The organism is Flavobacterium sp. (assembly GCF_027483985.1).
In the GTDB taxonomy this organism is placed as follows: domain Bacteria; phylum Bacteroidota; class Bacteroidia; order Flavobacteriales; family Flavobacteriaceae; genus Flavobacterium.
In genome coordinates this window covers 258,349-278,827 of the sequence record NZ_JAIXTJ010000024.1, presented here as the reverse complement: position 1 = coordinate 278,827, position 20,479 = coordinate 258,349, and the positions used below count along the sequence as shown (strand labels likewise).

Genomic DNA, 20,479 nt, shown 5'->3' with positions numbered 1-20,479 from the left:
ATGCACATTCTTAAAATAATACACGGTTATCCGCCAAACTATAATGCAGGTTCAGAAGTTTACAGCCAATCTATCTGCAATGAATTATCTAAAGAACATAAAGTTTCTGTTTTCACTCGTGAAGAAAATCCTTATACACCAGATTTTGAGATTAGATATCAGAAAATAGACGAAAACTTAAACTTATACTTTGTTAATAACCCTCAAGGAAAAGATGGGTACTTACACCAACAAATCGATAGCGCTTTTGAAGATTTAATTAAGAAAATAAAACCTAATGTAGCGCATATTGGGCATCTCAATCATTTATCCACAGGTATTGTTGATGTTCTAAATAAATTAAATATTCCAATAGTTTTTACATTACATGATTTTTGGTTGATGTGTCCGCGAGGTCAGTTCTTGACTAGAAGTATTGGCAAAGAAAATAACTTTCAATTGTGCACGGAACAAGAAAATCAAAAGTGTGCTACCAGTTGCTATGAGGTATATTTTAGTGGAAAAGAAAGCGAGCGACAACAAGAAGTTTCTAATTGGACCAATTGGATTGGTAACCGTATGGAAGAAACCAAGAGTATTATTGATAAAGTAGATTTATTCATAGCGCCATCCAATTATTTAAGAGATCGATTCATTAACGAATTTAAGGTATCAGAAAACAAAATCATTTATCTTGATTATGGTTTTCCAACAGAATATTTAACGCCAACAAGCAAATTTAATGCATCTAAACCTTATACTTTCGGATATATTGGAACACATATTCCAGCAAAAGGAATTAATTTGTTAATCGAAGCGTTCGCAAAAATAGAACAACCAGCAGTATTAAAAATATTTGGTAGAGAAAACGGACAAAGTACACAATCGTTGAAGGTACTTACTTCTAAATCTAAAAACAAAATCGAATTCAAAGGCGAATACATCAATCAGAACTTAGCCGACGAAGTTTTTGCAAAAGTAGATTGTATAGTAGTTCCTTCTATTTGGGGAGAAAATTCACCCTTAGTTATTCATGAAGCGCAATCGTGCAACGTTCCAGTAATTACGGCTGATTTTGGTGGAATGAAAGAATATGTACAACACAAAGTAAACGGATTGTTATTTGAACATAGATATACTAATTCGCTTACTGAACAATTAGAATTTGCAATTAATAATCCACAAGAAATGAAACGTTTAGGCGAAAAAGGGTATTTATTTTCGGAAAATGGTAGTGTTCCTACTATTCAAAAGCATTGCTCTAGTTTGGTTTCATTATATAACAGTGTATTAAATCAAAGTACGCTTTGGCGAGTGACAATTGACACCAATCCTGAAGATTGCAACTTAAAATGCATCATGTGTGAAGAACACAGTCCATACAGTAACTTCATACCTACGCTTTTTAAAGAAACTGGAGTTAAACGTAGAAGAATGGATTTTGAAACGGTGAAAGATATTTTCCGTCAATCGGAACAATTAGGTATCAAGGAAATTATTCCCTCTACAATGGGTGAACCTTTACTTTACAAGGAATTCGATAAAATATTTGAATTATCGCAAAAGCATAACATCAAAATAAACCTCACTACCAATGGTACATTTCCAAAGAAATCGGTTTTAGAGTGGGCAAAATTAATCGTTCCGAACACTACCGATATAAAAATAAGCTGGAATGGCGCCACCAAGGAAACTTCAGAGAAAGTGATGTTAGGTATTGATTTTGACCAAGCAGTTTCCAACGTAATTGAATTTATCAAATACCGAGACGAATACTTTAAATCGACTGGTTATTTTTGTAGAGTGACCTTTCAATTGACCTTTTTGGAAAACAACATGCACGAATTGTCAGACATCATAAAACTAGCAGCAAAATTAGGAGTGGACCGAGTAAAAGGACATCAATTGTGGGCGCATTTTGAAGAAATTAAAAACCTATCGATGCGCGCTTCTAAAGAGAATATGGCACAATGGAACAATTATGTTACACAAGCTCTAGATGTTCAAGAAAAATTCAGAAAACCCAATGGAGAAAAAGTGATTTTAGAAAATATTATTCCTTTTCAAGAAAACGAACAAACTGATGTTCCAGAAGAATATGAATGCCCTTTTCTTAATAAAGAGTTATGGATTTCAGCCACCGGAACCATTTCACCGTGCTGTGCGCCAGATAATTTAAGAAAGTCCTTGGGAGATTTCGGAACTATAAATAATACCTCTATAAAAGAAGTTTTAGAAAGTACCAATTATAAAAATTTAGTTGAAAACTACAAAACTATTGATTTATGTAAAACCTGTAACATGCGTAAACCATAAATGGAACCACGAACAATAACTTTGGTATCTGGTTTATATTTCTACACAAGAAATGGTAAATCAAATTATCCCGATAACATCATTTCTGAATTAAAACAATCTTTAAAAATTAATCCGTGGTACCGAGAACAGTTAATTTGCTATGCGGACTCCAAGGAAATGGCAGATGTGTTAAAAACTAATGGCTTGTACGTACACAAAATTTTTGATACTGCTCCAATAGAAATACTAAAAGATACGGCACACAAAATGAAACATTGGATAATGTTTGAAGCAGTCAAAGAATTCAATGATGTAATTTGGATAGACTGGGATACTTATGCTTTAAAACCAATCGATGAAGTTTTCATTCAGAAATGTTTAAAGACAGAAAATCCAAAATTTACATTAATCCAAAATTATTGGGCAACTGTAAATTGCGCTATATACTATCTAAATAAAAAATATGCTGCTATAATGGAGCAAAGTTTTGATGCAATTGTCGCTGAACCTAATGATGAACTTCTTTGGAAATCGGTATTACCAAAAAATATAGTGGCATTAGAACATTTTTGGCTAAACGACTTTGTAATAAACATTTGGGATGAAGAAGATTTTAAGAACATCACCAACAACACCTATTTTTTACACCTTAAAAACTTTGACATGTTGAGCAAATTAAAAACAATCCGCTATGAAATCAATAAATAAAACAGCACTGCTAATCCGTCACGGAGACAGAGATGCTATTCCAGCAGGTTCCTTTGGAAATGAAGTTTTACTTAATGAAAAGGGAAAACAGAATGCCCAAAGTTTTGGAGAAAAATTAAAAACCAGTAAAATCACTAAAATTTATACAAGTCCTGTCGAGCGCTGTGTTCAAACAGCAGAATACATAGCAAAAGGATATGGCAAAGCGGTTAACATAATTCAAACAACAGCACTAGGTGCGCCTGGCCTTCATATTAATGATGAAAAAACAGCAGGAGCATTTTATTTACAACAAGGTTTTGATGTAATGTACGAAAGCTTCATCAATGGAGTAATGGTTCCAGGTGTAGCAACGCCTGAGCGCTTGAATCAAGATTTAACAGATTTTATTAACAACAATTCTGAAGAAAAGGAAACTACCATTTTTATTACACACGATATGCTGATTGCATTTTATCATTTCAGTATCAATAAAACAGTTTATACAAAAGAAAATTGGGTTAACTACTTATCGGGCATCACCTTTAATAACGGAATCAATGAAAGATAAATTAAAATCCTTTTTTACCGAACATTGGAATTATATGGCAGTTAGTACGGCTTGTAAATTAGGTGTTTTCGAGGCACTTGAACAACAAGACTTGAACCCAAAAGAACTTGCTGACTGTTTAAATTTACAAGAAAAACAAGTAACAATGCTTTTAAATGTATTGCGCAACATAGATTTTTTAAAGGAAGAAAATGGAATGTATTCTTTAAGTAAAAAATCACTATTACTTACAGAAAATCATCCCGAATCATTAAAATATGCGTGCTTAAATTGGTCTGGTGAACATTGGAATGCGTGGCAAGATTTAGAGTATTCTATCCAAACAGGAGCTAGTTCCTTTACTAAATTATATGGTGAAAATTATTTCGATTATTTAAACAATCATCCCGATAAATTAAATCAGTATCATAAGGCAATGTACGAATATGCAAGAGACGATTATAAAGAGTTGCCTAATAAAATTGACTTAAGTATTGCTAATAGTGTTATTGATATTGGCGGTGGCTATGGTGCAGCAATAAGTGCAATTAAAACATTTTATCCTAATCTAACCTGTTACCTATTTGATCTAGAAAAAGTAATAGATAAGGCTAACAAGAAAGATGTTCTAACCCTAAAAGGTAACTTTTTTGAAGCCATTCCAAAAGTGGCTGAGGTACAAATATTATCCCGAATTTTGCACGACTGGAACAATGAAAAGGCTGCAATAATTTTGAAAAACTGTTTTGATGCTTTACCAAAAAATGGAACTTTATATATAATTGAAAATTGTTCCGACAAAATAGCCATCGATTTATCATTACTATCATTAAACATGACTGTCATTTGCGAAAGTTATGAACGAACCTCTGTAGAATACATTCAAACGGTGACCTCAGTAGGTTTTACTTTTGAATCTGACATAAAATTAAACGAATTACAGACCATCCTTAAATTTAAAAAATGAATTGGAAAGATATAAAAACATCAACTGACAACACGCATTTCTTGGCAAATGGTAAACCGCTCTTTAATAAGCACTTTACAGAAGTATTAAAATTTCACGAACCCGGCATAGCACCTGTAAAAGACGATACAGGAAGTTATCACATTAACGCTTTAGGAAAAGAATTGTATCAAGAAAGATACGAAAGAACTTTTGGTTTTTATTGCAATAGAGCTGCTGTAATCGATAATAATAAGTGGTTTCATATAGATGAATTTGGCAAAAGAAGTTATAGTGATTCATACGAGTGGACTGGAAATTTTCAAGAAAACCTTTGCACCGTTAGAGACAACAACCAAAAATATTTTTATATCGATCGCAACGGCAATCGATTAAATAATCAAAACTATAATTATTGCGGTGACTTCAAAGACGGCATAGCTTGCGTAAAAACAAATAAGAACACATTCAAACACATAAACAATCAAGGTGAATTTATCAACGACAAAGAATTTTACGACCTAGGTGTCTTTCACAAAGGGTTTGCCACAGCTAAAGATGAAAAAGGATGGTTTCATATTGATAGCAAGGGTCAAGAGCTGTACCGCCAGCGCTACTTAATAGCAGAACCTTTTTATAATGGTTTTGCATTAGTAACCACAAACAACAATGAAAAACAAATCATAAATGAAAACGGAACAAGAATTTTAGACATTTAAATAAAAACCAAAATTGATTTCTAAAATTTCTAAAATTTCTTCAACCTGCCTGTCGGCAGACAGGCCTGTATTCCTAAAAATTAAAAACCAAAATTGATTTCTAAAATTTCTCCAATTTCTCCAACCTGCCTGTCGGCAGACAGGCCTGTGTTCATAAAAATTAAATACCAAAAATGATTTCTTAAATTTCTTAAATTTCTTCAACCTGCCTGTCGGCAGTCAGGCCTGTGTTCCTAAAAATTAAATAACACTCTTGACTTTTGAAGTTGAAATTGATTTTTGAAGTTGACTTTTGAAGTTGAAATTGATTTTTGAAGTTGAAATTGATTTTTGAAGTTGAAATTGACTTTTGAAGTTGATTTTGCACAAAATTCACCTCACTAATGAGTCATAGATAAAGCATAGATAAAGCATAGATGGTGTATGAAAACTGCCTAAAACTTACAATCAAAATTAGATCAAATCACACACAACTATACTACCTCAAAAACAACTCCAAAATAGAATACAAAATCTAACTCACAACCCATACAATTTAAAAAAAAAGTTCAAGTAAAGTTTACTTAAAGAACCTCGGCCAACGAAGAAAACACTGTACAAAATACCTCTGCCAACGAAATCATCCTTATCAAAGAAAAACACAATCAAAACCAGCAATGTCACATTGAGCCTGTCGAAATGCTATCGATAATAAAATAGAAATGAAAACCAACCCATTAATTCTTCATTTTACTAATTTTATCAGGATTAAGGATTTTTAATGTACTCCCTTTTTTTTCTATCAGGCCTTCATTTTTGAATTCTGTTAAGGTTCTGCTTACCGTTTCTGAGGCAGTGCCTGATAAGGCTGCTAAATCATCACGACTTATGGTTATACAATTGGGTTCGGTGGTTCCTTGTTGCAATAACCTACATATCGATGCAGCTATTCGTTTTCTCACCGACTGATAAGCCAATTGCAACAAATAAGCATCTTTGTTCCGAATTTCATTAGATAATATCTTTAAAAACTTTCCGGCCACATCAGGATATAAGCGTAGTAATTCTTCAAACTGCAATTTCGGAAAAAAACACAACGTACTATCTTCAAGCGCGGTTGCTGTATCGGCATAGGGTGTGTTTGAAAGTAGTACATTGGTTCCTAAAAAATCATCTTTCTGATAAATACCCGTCATAAACTCGCGCCCATCTTCAGCCATTTTAATGGTTTTAATCTTGCCTGATAGTACTAAATAAATGCCAGTTGCCGCATCGCCTTCATAATGAATAACCTGATGCTTCTTGAAAAATCGGCTTTTTCGTTCGTCAATTATTTTCGTCAATTCATTTAATCCACCTTTTCTTATAGGAAGGTTTTCTAATTCCGCCAAAGAACTGTTATAAAAATCGTCTTGTGTACTTTTTTTCTTTAATCTGGTTTCAATAGCCTTGAGCAATTCCATCCTACCAAAAGGTTTGATTAAATAATCATCGGCACCCATTTCCATTCCTTGCCTAAAATCAAGACGTTCCGCTTTAGAAGTAGTAAAAATAAACGGAATGGTGCTGGTTTCGGGATGTTTGTTTAGTAAATACAAAACCCCATAGCCATCCAATTCAGGCATCATAATATCACACAAAATTAAATCGGGAAGTTCTTTAAGTGCCACTGCAACGCCTTCTCTACCGTCTTTGGCAATAACTATTTCATATTCGGCTAAGGCCAAAATTTCAACCATATTGTCTCTAATTTCGATAGCATCTTCGATAACTAAAATGGTGCTCATTATAGTAAAATGTTTAACGTAAATACTGTTCCTTCATTCAAAGTACTTTTACAAATAATGCTACCTTTCATCAAAGTAAGATACCGCGACACAATATGTAATCCTAGCCCAGTTCCTGCAACATTCGCCGCATTGCGTGCTCTAAAAAAAGGTTCGAATAAATGTTGTTGTTCTTCTTCCGTAATGCCTATTCCTTCATCTTTAACACTAATTGTACACAAACCATTTTTAATTTCAGTAATAAAAGTGATAGTGGAGGATTCACCAGAATATTTAAGGGCATTAGTGAGCAAATTGATGATACAGTTTTTAATCAAATTGACATCAAGAACAACTAGTTTTTCCTCACCATAATGATGGTAGTGGATTTGCTGATTTGCTTTGGCCAATAACTGCAGCTCTTCACAAATTTCTTGTGACAATTGTACTAAATCAAAACTAACACTATTGGCTTTAATTTTTCCCTCTTCCAAGCGTTCAACGTAAAGAAAGTTGTTCAAAACTGCGGTCAAATTTGAAACTGCATTAATGATTTTGCCAGCGTGTTTACCAATAGGTGAATTTTGAACAGGCGCTGCGTACGCTTCTATTAACGACGCTGATAAATAAGCCGTACTCAATGGCGTTCGCAATTCATGTGAAGCCATCGCTAAAAACTGATTTTTGAGCACACCAAGGTCTTTTTCTTTTTCTAGAGCAGCGCTCAACGTAGCTTTAGAACGCTCGAGTGCTCGTATGGTTGCAGCCATTTTTTTTGTACGTTGTTCCACCAAATCTTCTACATAAGAAGCGTAATTTGTTGGAAGTACGGTAAAAGGTTTTTGCAAGTGTGCAGTAAGTAAAGTAGCATTTTCCATAACTTATTTCAAAAGTGTTGGTTATTATCAAATATCACTTTTTTAAATCAATAATTTCTTACATACTAGCGCGTATAACTTACAACATTCACGCTTAAATAACACCTGATGATTAGGAGCTTTTTTTGTGATAGCTATCATAAATTCAGCCGCAATACCTCATTTAATTAAAACCTATTTTACATCAAATTTGCAGTTAGCTAAAACAAGAAGATGAAAACCGACGAAATCATAACACAGCACATCATGCACGGATTAAAATGGGGACACCTTTTTGAAAATTGTAACATTGCTGTAAGTGCTGTTGATGGAAACATCAATCTTTCTGGTATTGTAGATAGTTATACCAAAAAATCAAAAGCAGAAAACATAACTTGGACGATTGCCAATGTTAAATCGGTAATCAACAAAATTGAAGTGGTAGTAAATCCTTGGGAACAAAAAAAAGACATTGATATCAAGGCCGAAGTACTAACGCTTTTCAAATGGAATTGGAATACATTAAACGATACCATAAAAGTAAAAGTGCTAAACGGTTGGGTCATACTAACAGGCGCTGTTGAATGGAATTATCAAAAAGAAGCCGCAAAAGAAGCAGTCATCAATTTGATTGGTGTTAAAGGAGTAACCAATGCCATCGAAATAAAAATTAAATCGTCAGACAAAATAAATCCGATAACAGTGCTACACGCACTTCAAAACCATTTGGATTTAGACGCCAAAAATATCACAATTGAAATAGAAGATGCCAAAATTACACTAAAAGGTTCGGTTGCATCTTGGTATCAAAAAGAAACCGCTGGCAGAATTGCTTGGAAAGCGCACGGTGTTGTAAGTGTTGCTAACGAACTATCAATAGAACATCTTATATAAAAAGTAGTAAATGTGTTTCAAATCACTTTTTAGCAGTCGTGGCATCATTTCAAAAAACTAGAAATTACTACAAATTTGTATAATTATTTATCTAAAGTTTCTTAACGTAAGAAGCGGTTAAATAGTACTATTATAAACACTTTTCAAATGAAAACAAATGAAGAATTACAAAAGGATGTTCAAGACGCTATCAAATTTGAACCACTTTTACACGCCGCAGAAATTGGAGTAACCGCCAAAGACGGAATCGTTACACTATCGGGAATCGTAGATGGCTATTTCAAAAAAACCGAAGCTGAAAATGCTGCCAAAAACGTTTCGGGAGTCAAAGCGATTGTCGAAAAAATAACCATTAAATACAATTCCACATTTTCTAAAAATGATAACGAAATTGCAGAAGAAGCGGTTAAAGCATTGAACGACAGTTGGGTGGTTCCGAATCGTGAAGTGAAAGTAAAAATCGAAAACGGTTGGGTCACATTAAGCGGCGAATTGTCTTGGAATTACCAAAGACAAGCAGCAACCAAGGCAGTAAATTTTTTAATGGGAGTTACTGGCGTGACCAATAATATCAAAATCAAATCGGAAGTGCACGATGCTGTAGAGCAAAAAGATGTCGAAGCCGCTTTAGCGCGTCATTGGTCGTTAAATGCAAAAGACATAAAAGTGAAAGCATCAGGAACCAACATTACGCTAACGGGCAATGTAACTTCATTGTACCAAAAAGAAGAAGCTGAACACGTTGCATGGAATACACCTGGCGTTTGGTCTGTAGACAATCAATTGGAAGTAGAATACGATTACTCTTATGTAGATTAACCTTTTAATCGGGAAAGCTAACAATTTCCCGATTATTTTTTTACCACTAATTATATGAAAACACTGTTTGCCCTAGTATTTGCAGCCGCATTAACGGTAACAATTCTAATAAACACAACTGGAAGAGATGTCAAAAGATTGCGCAAATACAATTTAAAACATCCCATACCTCATCCCTTTAAAAACTTAATACTTGACCATAAATGAAATTATTAATTGTACTTACCTCACACGATACTTTAGGGGAAAATGGAGTAAAAACAGGCTTTTGGATTGAAGAATTTGCCGCACCTTATTATGTCTTTTTAGATGCTGGAGCAACTATAACTATCGCTTCACCTAATGGCGGACAACCACCTGTTGATCCTAAAAGTGAATTAGAAGCAGCACAAACTAAAGATACCAAACGTTTCTATAAAGACTACACGGCCATTGATTTGGTGGCACATACGTTTAAACTAAAAGAAATTAATCAAGCGGATTATGATGGTGTATTTTATCCTGGTGGACACGGACCATTATGGGATTTAGCAACTGACGAAGATTCCATCAATTTGATTGAAGATTTTAATAATTACGAAAAACCAATGGCGTTTGTATGTCACGCTGCAGCGGCTTTAATCAATGCCAAAACTCCCGATGGAACACCTGTAGTAAAAGGAAAAAATTTAACCAGTTTTTCAAATGCAGAAGAAGAAGCTTTAAAATTGACCAAAGTGGTGCCGTTTCTGTTAGAAGATGAATTAGTAAAAAACGGAGCCATTTATAGTAAAGGTTCCGATGGAGCATCTTATGTTAAGCAAGATGGAGTACTTATTACCGGACAAAATGCTGCTTCCTCAGCTGCAGTAGCAAACCTATTGGTTGAAGCAATTAATTCTAAAAAATAACCTTATGTATTATCAAAACTATTACTACGGAATGAACTTTATTTGGTGGGTAATTTGGCTCATCTTGCTCTTTTGGATTTTTGCAATTCCGTATAAAATTCCAGGGCAACGCGATCCGAAAGACCAACCACTACAAATTTTGAAAAAAAGATTCGCCGCAGGACAAATAACTGTTAAAGAATTTGAAGAGATGAAGAAAAATTTAGAAAAACAATAAGGACGTTATCTTAATCTAAAGGCAATGAAATCTAAAAACAATGATGTAAAAGCAACGCAACTTCAAAAACAAAAATTGAAGAAACTATCCACTACTTCTAACGAAGATAATGCTTCCTTTTTTATAGAATTACAAAATCAGGAATCGAAAAGTAGTTCAAGGAACAAGCCTACACTAAAAAAGAGTAAAAGCAATTATAAGGATAAAAACCTTGACGCTACTTAATTTTAAAAACGGAGTCGATTGTTACAAGTAAGCAACCGTTAGTATCTTTAAATTTTCATCAAACACATATTTTCTAGGTAAGCCTGTTGGAATCGTGATTTTCACAATATCCTTCGGGCTTATCTGTTCTAAATACATCATTAACGCTCGTAAGCTATTGCCATGCGCAACAATCAATACTGTAGCACCAAGCTTTAATTTGGGTTCGATAACCGATTGATAATATGGAACCACTCGCTCATAAGTTGCTTTTAAACTTTCACCATTTGGTGGTGCCATAGCATAACTTCTTCTCCATAAAGCAACTTGTTTTAAACCAAATTGCTTTACAATTTCTTGTTTGTTCAATCCTTGTAAAGTCCCATACATTCGTTCGTTTAGCGCAGCATTTTCAAAAATTGGCACTGCACTCTGTCCGATAACATTTAAAATAAGCTGCAAACTTTGCTTGGCTCTAATTAGCGTTGAGGTAAATGCGAAATCAAATTGATAGTCCATCAGTTTCACTCCTGCTGTTGTGGCTTCTTGTTCACCTAAAGCAGTTAAAGCAACATCTAACGAGCCAGTAAATCGATTTTCAAGATTATAAACTGATTGTCCGTGACGAACTATTATTAAAATTGACATAGCAGTAGGTTGTAAAAATAGAACCATCAAAGTTCGACCGAAAGACAAACTTTTAAGCTGTTATCTATCCGATACAAATGTGTTTCTAATCACTTTTTAAATGCCATCAAATCATTTTATTCCGATACTATTTCACAGAACTTTGCGCAACTAAATGACCTAATACCGTCTCATTCACTACTAATAAAAACACTAAAATGAAATCAAATTCAAAGAAAATGGCTGCCGAAATTACCTCAGCACTGACCGATGCAACACTGGCAAAATCTAGCGGAAAAAAGATTATGAAAAAAATTGATGCAACAGCCAACAAATTGGTTAAAAAAATCAATAAACGAATTGATGCTGCGACGCTAAAAAATCAGAAGAGTGCAATCAAGAAAGAACAAAAAGATACCAAAAAAGTAGCTAAAAAATTATCCAAAAATAATACCGCTGAGGTAACTGCTTAAATTATATGAAGTTATGTTAGCATTAAGTTCGCAACTCTTTTGGCTTTTTTTACTGGCAATTCCAGTTGCTTGCGTAGCTTGGACGGTTACTCACGAAGAAGTATTTCGCGAGCCTAGAGCTTTTTGCATCAAACACAGCATCAAAGGAACCTCGATTGCAGAACGAAAATTTTTTTATCTATTTACTTGTGAATATTGCTTTAGCCATTATGTTACACTTGTCTTTCTCTTTTTAACTAATTTCAAAATGCTACTTCCTGATTGGCGTGGTTATGTCATTGCAGGTTTTTCAGTAATATGGATTGCAAATCTCTATATGAGTTTGTTTGGCTTACTCCGTCAAGAAATAAAAAAGGACAAAACCGAAATAAGCGAATTAGAAAAAGAACTACTGCAACAAACAAATAAAAAATAGTCATAATTCAAGTAATTGACAAACTAACAGTATGGATGATACCATTAAATCTTTAGAATTTTTGGCCGAAAACTCTAAAGAAATTATTGAAAAACAAGTCGCTTCTTATCGACAACAACATTCTTATGCGGGAACTATCATTGGTTTTACAGTGTTATTCATCCCTTTCTTCTTAAATAGTTTAAACGGAACCAACAGCATTATGCAATTTATTTCCATCATACCAATTGTGTTTTTTATCACCTCTATTCTACTAATGTTAACAATATTCAGAGGTAAACCACTAGACGAATCGCTATCAGTAGAGAAATATCAAAAAATGAAAAACATAACCTATGAACAAGTTTTACTTTATGAAATAGAAGCCAATAAAATTTCGTTTACTAAAAACAATCGGGTCACGCTCCAAGGTTATAAACGCTATTCACAAGGTATTGGCTTAACAACGATAGCCATGTTAATTGCCATAATTTTATTACTGGCCAATTCTTTTATTGCCATAAAAAAAACACCAACAAAAGTACAAGTAGTAAATAGCATTCCAAAATAAAAGCAGCAAACTAGTGTAATTCGAGGGCATAAAAATGTATTCTTAAACGAATAATCATCTCAAACCAACCTTTAAGCTGTAGTGACTTCCCAAAATTCCTTAGAGTTTATGGGAAGTTTTTTGGTATAAATGTAACCACGGTCACTTTTTAAGGTGATTGTTATCATTTTTAGAACGAAGCGTTTATTGGACATTTGTATGGAATTTATCTAAAAGAAGTTTTCATTTCTAATAAATTAAAAATTAGTAGTATGGTCAAAAAAAGTCATTGCACCTGCTCCTATTCAAAAAAAAGGTCCTTACCAACACAACTTTGAATCGCATCTTTTAAAATCAAATATAAATAATGATAGTCCAAATAAAAGATCAATTAACTCAAGCTGGAAATTTTTCTGTTTTTATAGGACGTTTTTTCAAAGAACTTATCGTACCACCTTTTCAATGGAACGAGTTTATCAGACAATGTTACACCATTGGATATAAATCACTTCCGCTAGTTGGAATTACCGGATTTATCATGGGTTTGGTACTAACCATTCAATCAAGACCCACAATGACAAAATTTGGAGCCGAATCTTGGTTACCTAGTATGGTTTCACTTTCGTTAATCAGAGAAATTGCTCCAGTTATTACGGCCTTAATTTGTGCCGGAAAAATTGCTTCTGGCATTGGTGCCGAACTGGGTTCAATGAAAGTAACTTCACAATTAGATGCTATGGAAGTTTCGGCTATAAACCCGTATAAATATTTGGTCGTTACTCGAATTTCCGCCACAACATTAATGGTTCCTTTATTAGTATTTATCGCCGATTTGGTTGGAATATATGGTGGTTATATTGGCTATAATGTTCACGGCAACATTAGTCTTTTTCGCTATTTTTCAGAAGTTATTGAACACCTTGATTTTTTAGATATTTTTCCAGCAACCATAAAAACATTCTTCTTTGGCTTTTTTATTGGCGTCATCGGATGTTATAAAGGATTCAACGCTTCAGGTGGAACGGCAAGTGTTGGTCAAGCAGCCAATTCAGCCGTGGTAACAGCATCACTTTCTATTTTTATTATCGATATGTTGGCGGCTCAAATAACCGATTTATTCTTTTAATACTATGAAAGAACAGCCTATCATCGCCATCAAAAATCTATACAAATCCTTTGGTAATCACAAAGTTTTACGTGGTATAAATTTAACGGTTAACAAAGGCGATGCACTAGTAATTTTAGGAAGATCCGGTTCAGGAAAATCGGTTACAATAGAATGCATCGTCGGATTAATAGAAGCTGACAAAGGAACAATAGAGGTTTTTGGGACTGATATAACCCATCTTAGCAACAAAGAACTCAACAAAATCAGATTGCGAATAGGTTTTTTATTTCAAAATGGCGCTTTATACGATTCGATGTCTGTTAGAGAAAATTTGGCTTTTACCTTAAAACATCACACGCGTCATTTGTCGGAAGAGGAAATTGAAAAGCAAATCAATGAAGCACTTGATAGTGTTGGATTAAGAGAATCAATCGATAAAATGCCAGCGGAACTATCTGGCGGAATGATAAAAAGAATCGGTTTGGCACGAACGCTAATCATAAAACCCGAAATCATTCTCTATGACGAACCCACAGCCGGATTAGATACGATAACCTCCAAAGAAATAAGCGAATTGATTTTATCTGTTCAGAAAAAATACCAAACCACATCGTTAATCATCACGCACGATATTGTGTGCGCTAAAATGACCGGTAACCGCATAATGATTATTAAAGATGGTCTTATTTATGCCGAAGGAACTTATGACGAACTTGTAACAAACAAAGACAGTTGGGTGCGTTCCTTCTTCGAATAACAACCAACTGTTTTAGAAACTAAAAAAATGAAGAATAAAAAGACAAATACTAAAACGTGGAAATTGGGATTGTTCGTAATCATTTCCCTAACGGTTTTCTTGGGTACGGTTTACTTTATTGGAAAAAGCCAAAATCTATTTGGTTCGACATTTCATTTGCAAGCAAAATTTAAAAATGTAAACGGTTTAAGTTTAGGAAATAACGTTTTGCTTTCGGGCATCAATATCGGAACCATAAAAGAAATTGAATTTGTTTCAGATTCTATTTTGGTGGTCAAAATGGTGGTTCGATCCGAAATTCAACAATACATAAAAATTGATGCTTTAGCTACCATTGGTTCTGATGGATTAATGGGTGACAAAGTACTGATGATTTCGCCTGGAAGTAGTTCGAACGAAATTATCAAAGACAATGCATTTGTCAACACTGTCGAAGCCATTGAAATGACCGATTTAATGAACGGATTGAAAAAAAGTATTGATTATACGAAAATCATTACCAAAGAACTTTCAGAATTTAGTTATAAAATCAACTCCGGAAAAGGTGCTTTGTCTAAAGTCTTAACCGATGAAGAAATTGCTAAAAGCATTGAAAAAACAATGACTAATTTAGAAACAGGTACAAATCAATTAGTGATTTTTAGCGAAAAATTAAACGATAAAAACGGCACAATATCTAAACTACTAACCGATCCGATGTATGCGAATAGCATCAAAAAAATGGTTACAAATTTTGAGAAAAGTTCTGTTGAAGTCCACGATTTTACCAAAAAACTAAATAATGATTCGGGTATTGTTCACAAATTACTAACCGATGAAAAAACGGCACAAACCTTAGATTCGACATTTATCAATTTAAAATCTGCAACCAAAAAACTAAATGAACTCGAAGAAGCCATTAAACGCAGTTTTCTTTTTAGAGGAAATTTCAAAAGACAAGCCAAAGTTGAAGCCAAACTTTTAAAACAAAAACAAGATTCCATCAAAAAATAATTTTATTAAAATAGTATGAAAGTAGCCATTTTTAGTACCAAATATTACGAACGCGATAATCTCGACCTTTATAATAAAGAAGGCAAACACCAACTCACCTATTTCGAAAAATCCTTAAACGAAGACACCATTAATCTGGTAAAAGACTTTGACGCAGTTTGCATTCAGCTCACTGATGTACTTGATGCTAACGTTATTGCAAAACTTGCTTCTGCTGGCATACAACTTATTGATTTAAGAAGTGCTGGCTATGACAATGTCGATTTAGAAGCTGCTGCGCAAAACAAAATAAAAGTCTTTCGTGTTCCTGCCTATTCGCCTCAAGCGGTTGCCGAACACGCAGTAGCCTTAATTTTAACATTGAATAGAAAGACGCACAAAGCTTATAACAGAGTAAGAGAAAACAATTTTTCACTTCAAAATTTAATGGGTTTCAATTTATATGGAAAAACCGTTGGCGTTGTAGGAACTGGAAAAATCGGTGCTGCTTTTTGTACAATAATGCTCGGCTTTGGTTGCAAAGTCATTGCGAATGATCTAAACCCATCAAAGGCTTTAATGGAAAAAGGTGTCCAATTTGTTTCCTTCGAAAAACTGCTCAAAACCGCTGATATTATTTCAATTCATTGTCCGTTAACCCAAAACACACGCCATCTATTTGATGCCGATGCGTTTTCAAAAGTCAAAAAAGGAATGATGCTTATCAATACCAGTCGCGGTGCTATCATTCAAAACAAAGCCGTAATTGAAGCTTTAAAATCTGCTCAAATTGGTTTTTTAGGAATTGATGTCTATGAAGGTGAAGAACAATTATTCTTCAAAGATTTGTCTGATAAAGTTGTAAAAGATGACCAAATCGAACGGTTGATGTCCTTCAACAACGTGCTTATCACACCACATCAAGCCTTTTTTACCAAAGAAGCTTTAGATGAAATTGCCCGAATAACCATCGCCAATTTCAATTCCTTTGCAGATAATACAGCTACTGAAAATGAAGTTGCGTTCCAATTGCCTGTCAGTTCACCGACTTAATTAAAAAGTAACGAAAATCACTTTTTGAAGTACGCTACATCATATAAAACGCAACTTTTATACCTCAACTTTGCATTTAATAAACCTACATTATTTTATTTCAAATTAGAGAAATAGAAATCGTAAAAAAGTAGAAGTGGATTCGTTTGTAACTTCATAAAAATAACATCATTAGAAAACTATTTAAAAATTAAAAAAATGAAAACAGCTATCGGAATTACAGCAGCAAAACGTGAAGGAGTTGCCAACGGATTGGCAAAAATACTAGCCGACGAATACGTTTTATATACCAAAACCAAAAATGCGCATTGGAATATTGAAGGTCCAGATTTTTATGATAAACACAAATTTTTTGAAATGCAATTTGGAGAATTAGATGTAATCGTCGACAGTGTGGCCGAACGAATTCGCACCTTAGGACATTATGTTGACGCTATGCTAAAAGCATTTATTAGTGTGACGCAATTTACCGAACAAAAGAGTGAGAAAAACGATAGTACAGGTTATATCAAAGAGTTATTGAATGACCACGAAACCTTAATTATGTCACTACGAGGTTCAATTCATCTGTTCGCAAATGAATACGACGATTTAGGCAGTAGCGACTTTATTACTGGTTTGGTTGAAACCCACGAAAAAATGGCTTGGTTTTTAAGATCTCATTTAAAATAAACTAGACCAACGACAAATGTATAAACGCCTTCCCATCCTTATTTATGGTATCCTTGTACTTTTAATTGGCATTTTATTAGTGCTCTCTAGTTATTGCAGTTTTAAAATGATTACGTTATCAACTGGAATCACGCTGATTGTTGCAGGATTATTTGCATTTTTGGCAGCCTATGTACAAGAAAAAAAACAAGTGCAATTTGTTTACCATTCGTTACACAGTTTAGCAATGATACTCTACGGAAGCACTATTTTATTATTCGGAATTTCAATAGAACGCTTCATTGATTTCACTACATTCCTATTTGTTTTCTATGCTGTTTCAGAAATTATTTTTTGCAATTGGCTGTTCAACTTAAATCAAAAGACCATTTACAAAACCATAATAATTCGGTTTTTGCTTGGCTTAGCTATTGGCTTTAGTGCCGCGATGGTAATGAATTTCAAAAGCTACCAACTAGAAAGTTTTGGAGTTCTATTTGTTTTAGTTGGTGTAAATATGATTCTCTATACTCCAGCAATGAAAGGAAAAGAAAATCCTGTTGTTGAAAGCAATTTATAAAAATTACAAGTATGAAAACTCTTTTCATTTTTATCATCATCATTGTAGGTGTGCTAATCATTTTTCAAATTTACAGTACTTTGGCAACTAGCGCTTCAAATACACAAGAATACAAAGTACTTAAGGTCAAAAAACAATTTGAAATACGCTATTATCTTGTAGCGAATGTGGCAAAAATTTCATTAACAGCAACATCTTATCGCGATTTAGGAGCATCTGGATTTAATAAATTGACATCCTATATTTTTGGTGGAAATAGCGAAAACAAAAAAATTGCTATGACTTCGCCTGTACAAATGGAACTTCGTGATTCCACTGCAACTATGACCTTTGTTATGCCATCTGATTTAAAAAAAGAAACGTTACCCAAACCCAATAATTCTGCAATAAGTATTGAAACTACCGCAGCAGAATATGTTGCCGCAATTCGCTTTGGCGGATTTAGCTCCGATGAAAAAATAGCTAAATACAAAAGTATTCTAGAAGAAGCCTTGAAAGCAGAAGGCCTTACTTATTATGGTAATTTTCGATATCTCGGATATAATCCGCCTTATCAACTCTTTGGCAGAAGAAATGAAGTGGTTGTTGGGTTGAACGAAAGTAATTTTACTACAAATAAATAAGATAACACAAACCACAACATTTATTTAATGCACACATATTGAAAAGGATAGCATTTACTCAATTCGATTTTCTGTAATTCGATGGTGTGCATCCTTTTTTGGCATTAAATACTCTATTAAAATAGCTTATGGTTTCAAAACCACATTCAAAAGATATTTGACTAATGGTTTTTTCTGTTTGAATAAGCAAGCGGCAAGCTTCATTGATTCTTAATTCATTTAAGTAATCAGAATAAGTTTTTCCTGTAGCTTTTTTAAAGAATTTACAGAAATTACTCTCTGTTATATAAATTAAGTCTGCTACTTCTTTTAAAGATATTTTACTACTAAAGTTGCTTTGAATAAACTGACATACTTTATTTAGTCGGATTTCATTTTTCTTAGAAACAACATTGTGAAACGTATTGGAGGCAATAAATGTTCCTTCAGTGGTCGATAACCTATCAAGAATTGAAAGTAACTTTAATATTCTTTCCAAACCTTTGGTTTCTACTAACTCTGAAATATTTGAAATCAATTGGTCATCTCCATTAAAGCAAATTCCCTTTTCTGAATTTTTTAGCATTTCTTTAATTAATGCACTTTCATTAAATGCTAAAAATGATTCAACAAGTTCTTTAGAAAACTGAATAACAACTGCTTCAGAGTATGAATCGTCCTCTATTGTTCCCGACCAAGTATGAGGCAAATTACCTCCCAATAAAACCAAATCACCTTTAGTGTAATGCTTATAAGAATTTCCGATAATTCGGTAACCATTTCCTTTTACGATATATGTTAGTTCGTATTCAGGATGATAATGCCATTTAAATTCGAAAAAAGGCACCTGAAATCGATAAGCGTAAAAACTAGAGTGTCCTTTTTCTGATGGTATGTCTTCTAATTTGGCTTTCATAGTTTATTATAAACTTATTATAGTACTAAAATTCAAAAATAATTCAATATAGTGTCATAATCTAACAAATTAATGTTAAATCCATTTAGAAGTAATCAATAGATTTGAAAATTCTAAAATGGATGACCAATTAAAAAAAAACAGAATAAAATACTCTTAGAATATGCAAACCGTTCCAAACTCAATAATTGAATTTCTTGAAATGCCTTATGCGCTGTCTCAAGAACAAATTGAATTCTATCAAAAAAATCGCTATATCAAATTGAAAGAAGTTCTAAATTTAGAAACTGTTGCCTTCTTTAACGATGCAATTACAAAACAAGTAAACATAATGAATCAAGAGCAAACAGCTCTTGAAAATCGAACAACGTACGGAAAAGCATTTCTGCAATTATTTAATTTATGGTTAGAAAACGATGTGATTAAAGAATTAATTTTTAGTAAACGAATAGCTAAAATTGCAACCGATTTAATGGAAGTAAAGGGTGTTCGTTTATATCATGACCAAGCTTTATTTAAAGAAGGTGGCGGTGGAATTACTCCTTGGCATGCCGATCAATATTATTGGCCATTAGAAACTGATAAAACGGTTACGGCTTGGATGCCTTTACAAGCAACACCACTAGAAATGGGTCCATTAGAATTTAGTGCTGGAAGCCATACTATAGTAGAAGGACGCGAACTAGAAATTGGAGATGAGAGTGAAGAACTTATTCAGAAAAAATTACGAGTTACTGATTTCAAACATGTTATCGAACCTTTTGATGTTGGTGAGATTAGTTTTCATTCGGGTTGGGTGTTTCATCGTGCTGGTGCTAATATAACAGACGCAATGCGAAAAGTAATGACCATCATCTATATGGATAAAGATATGATTTTAAAAAATCCAGAAAATAAAAACCAAATACACGATTGGAATACTTGGTGTCCGGGTGCAAAAATTGGTGAAATCATCAACTCTCCTATTAATCCAATTTTATATTCAAATTAA

General features: G+C 33.6%; 25 protein-coding genes. 21 read left to right on the top strand and 4 right to left on the bottom strand.

Annotated elements, in window-relative coordinates; genetic code table 11:
* From Q0050_RS07110 to Q0050_RS07090, 5 genes are read left to right on the top strand one after another with little or no spacing between them, the layout of a single operon-like run.
* Complete coding sequence (locus tag Q0050_RS07110; protein ID WP_298393693.1) at window positions 1-2,295, top strand: glycosyltransferase; 2,295 nt, start codon at window positions 1-3, stop codon at window positions 2,293-2,295.
* The gene (locus tag Q0050_RS07105; protein WP_298393691.1) at window positions 2,296-2,985 is read left to right on the top strand and encodes a hypothetical protein; all 690 of its coding nucleotides are present in this window, start codon (window positions 2,296-2,298) and stop codon (window positions 2,983-2,985) included.
* Window positions 2,969-3,535, top strand: a complete 567-nt coding sequence (locus Q0050_RS07100) for a histidine phosphatase family protein (protein ID WP_298393689.1) — start codon at window positions 2,969-2,971, stop codon at window positions 3,533-3,535. Before Q0050_RS07105 ends, Q0050_RS07100 begins: the two co-directional genes overlap by 17 nt.
* A complete protein-coding gene (locus Q0050_RS07095) occupies window positions 3,525-4,481 on the top strand; it encodes a methyltransferase (protein WP_298393688.1) in 957 nt (318 codons plus the stop codon). Before Q0050_RS07100 ends, Q0050_RS07095 begins: the two co-directional genes overlap by 11 nt.
* Window positions 4,478-5,179 carry a WG repeat-containing protein gene (locus tag Q0050_RS07090; RefSeq protein WP_298393687.1) on the top strand — a complete coding sequence of 234 codons (702 nt, stop codon included), beginning with the start codon at window positions 4,478-4,480 and terminating at the stop codon, window positions 5,177-5,179. The genes Q0050_RS07095 and Q0050_RS07090 overlap by 4 nt, the downstream gene beginning before the upstream one ends.
* A 716-nt stretch (window positions 5,180-5,895) precedes the next feature.
* On the opposite strand, the gene Q0050_RS07085 is transcribed toward Q0050_RS07090, so the two are convergent.
* Window positions 5,896-6,945, bottom strand: a complete 1,050-nt coding sequence (locus Q0050_RS07085; protein WP_298393686.1) for a response regulator — start codon at window positions 6,943-6,945, stop codon at window positions 5,896-5,898.
* Entirely contained in the window at window positions 6,945-7,802 is an 858-nt protein-coding gene (locus Q0050_RS07080) for a sensor histidine kinase KdpD (RefSeq protein ID WP_298393684.1), read from the bottom strand. The genes Q0050_RS07085 and Q0050_RS07080 overlap by 1 nt, the downstream gene beginning before the upstream one ends.
* A 213-nt stretch (window positions 7,803-8,015) precedes the next feature.
* Between Q0050_RS07080 and Q0050_RS07075 the strand changes: the two genes are divergently transcribed.
* From Q0050_RS07075 to Q0050_RS07055, 5 genes are all read left to right on the top strand, one after another.
* Window positions 8,016-8,675, top strand: coding sequence for a BON domain-containing protein (locus tag Q0050_RS07075; RefSeq protein WP_298393682.1), 660 nt, complete (start codon window positions 8,016-8,018; stop codon window positions 8,673-8,675).
* Window positions 8,676-8,822: 147 nt separating this feature from the next.
* A complete protein-coding gene (locus tag Q0050_RS07070) occupies window positions 8,823-9,494 on the top strand; it encodes a BON domain-containing protein (protein ID WP_298393680.1) in 672 nt (223 codons plus the stop codon).
* Window positions 9,495-9,697: 203 nt separating this feature from the next.
* Window positions 9,698-10,384, top strand: a complete 687-nt coding sequence (locus Q0050_RS07065) for a type 1 glutamine amidotransferase domain-containing protein (protein ID WP_298393678.1) — start codon at window positions 9,698-9,700, stop codon at window positions 10,382-10,384.
* A gap of 4 nt (window positions 10,385-10,388) precedes the next feature.
* Window positions 10,389-10,601, top strand: coding sequence for an SHOCT domain-containing protein (locus tag Q0050_RS07060; protein WP_298393676.1), 213 nt, complete (start codon window positions 10,389-10,391; stop codon window positions 10,599-10,601).
* 24 nt (window positions 10,602-10,625) lie between these two features.
* The gene (locus Q0050_RS07055; RefSeq protein WP_298393674.1) at window positions 10,626-10,826 is read left to right on the top strand and encodes a hypothetical protein; all 201 of its coding nucleotides are present in this window, start codon (window positions 10,626-10,628) and stop codon (window positions 10,824-10,826) included.
* A gap of 21 nt (window positions 10,827-10,847) precedes the next feature.
* On the opposite strand, the gene Q0050_RS07050 is transcribed toward Q0050_RS07055, so the two are convergent.
* Window positions 10,848-11,453 carry a 2,3-diphosphoglycerate-dependent phosphoglycerate mutase gene (locus Q0050_RS07050; RefSeq protein ID WP_298393672.1) on the bottom strand — a complete coding sequence of 202 codons (606 nt, stop codon included), beginning with the start codon at window positions 11,451-11,453 and terminating at the stop codon, window positions 10,848-10,850.
* Between the two features lie 197 nt (window positions 11,454-11,650).
* Here Q0050_RS07050 and Q0050_RS07045 point away from each other — a divergent pair, with 197 nt between their 5' ends.
* From Q0050_RS07045 to Q0050_RS07000, 10 genes are all read left to right on the top strand, one after another.
* The gene (locus tag Q0050_RS07045; RefSeq protein ID WP_298393670.1) at window positions 11,651-11,905 is read left to right on the top strand and encodes a hypothetical protein; all 255 of its coding nucleotides are present in this window, start codon (window positions 11,651-11,653) and stop codon (window positions 11,903-11,905) included.
* A gap of 13 nt (window positions 11,906-11,918) precedes the next feature.
* Window positions 11,919-12,320, top strand: coding sequence for a hypothetical protein (locus tag Q0050_RS07040; protein ID WP_298393668.1), 402 nt, complete (start codon window positions 11,919-11,921; stop codon window positions 12,318-12,320).
* A gap of 31 nt (window positions 12,321-12,351) precedes the next feature.
* Window positions 12,352-12,870 (top strand): hypothetical protein, encoded by a 519-nt coding sequence (locus Q0050_RS07035; RefSeq protein WP_298393666.1) that lies wholly within the window; start codon window positions 12,352-12,354, stop codon window positions 12,868-12,870.
* Between the two features lie 346 nt (window positions 12,871-13,216).
* Complete coding sequence (locus Q0050_RS07030; protein ID WP_298393664.1) at window positions 13,217-13,975, top strand: ABC transporter permease; 759 nt, start codon at window positions 13,217-13,219, stop codon at window positions 13,973-13,975.
* A 4-nt stretch (window positions 13,976-13,979) separates the two neighbouring features.
* Complete coding sequence (locus Q0050_RS07025) at window positions 13,980-14,714, top strand: ABC transporter ATP-binding protein (RefSeq protein WP_298393662.1); 735 nt, start codon at window positions 13,980-13,982, stop codon at window positions 14,712-14,714.
* 27 nt (window positions 14,715-14,741) lie between these two features.
* Complete coding sequence (locus Q0050_RS07020) at window positions 14,742-15,707, top strand: MlaD family protein (protein ID WP_298393659.1); 966 nt, start codon at window positions 14,742-14,744, stop codon at window positions 15,705-15,707.
* A gap of 15 nt (window positions 15,708-15,722) precedes the next feature.
* Complete coding sequence (locus Q0050_RS07015; RefSeq protein ID WP_298393658.1) at window positions 15,723-16,739, top strand: 2-hydroxyacid dehydrogenase; 1,017 nt, start codon at window positions 15,723-15,725, stop codon at window positions 16,737-16,739.
* Between the two features lie 198 nt (window positions 16,740-16,937).
* A complete protein-coding gene (locus tag Q0050_RS07010) occupies window positions 16,938-17,411 on the top strand; it encodes a DNA starvation/stationary phase protection protein (protein ID WP_298393656.1) in 474 nt (157 codons plus the stop codon).
* 16 nt (window positions 17,412-17,427) lie between these two features.
* Window positions 17,428-17,970 carry a DUF308 domain-containing protein gene (locus Q0050_RS07005; RefSeq protein WP_298393655.1) on the top strand — a complete coding sequence of 181 codons (543 nt, stop codon included), beginning with the start codon at window positions 17,428-17,430 and terminating at the stop codon, window positions 17,968-17,970.
* 11 nt (window positions 17,971-17,981) lie between these two features.
* Entirely contained in the window at window positions 17,982-18,593 is a 612-nt protein-coding gene (locus Q0050_RS07000; protein ID WP_298393653.1) for a heme-binding protein, read from the top strand.
* 58 nt (window positions 18,594-18,651) lie between these two features.
* Here Q0050_RS07000 and Q0050_RS06995 read toward each other — a convergent pair whose 3' ends face one another.
* Entirely contained in the window at window positions 18,652-19,488 is an 837-nt protein-coding gene (locus tag Q0050_RS06995) for an AraC family transcriptional regulator (RefSeq protein WP_298393651.1), read from the bottom strand.
* A 163-nt stretch (window positions 19,489-19,651) separates the two neighbouring features.
* Between Q0050_RS06995 and Q0050_RS06990 the strand changes: the two genes are divergently transcribed.
* Window positions 19,652-20,479, top strand: coding sequence for a phytanoyl-CoA dioxygenase family protein (locus Q0050_RS06990; protein WP_298393649.1), 828 nt, complete (start codon window positions 19,652-19,654; stop codon window positions 20,477-20,479).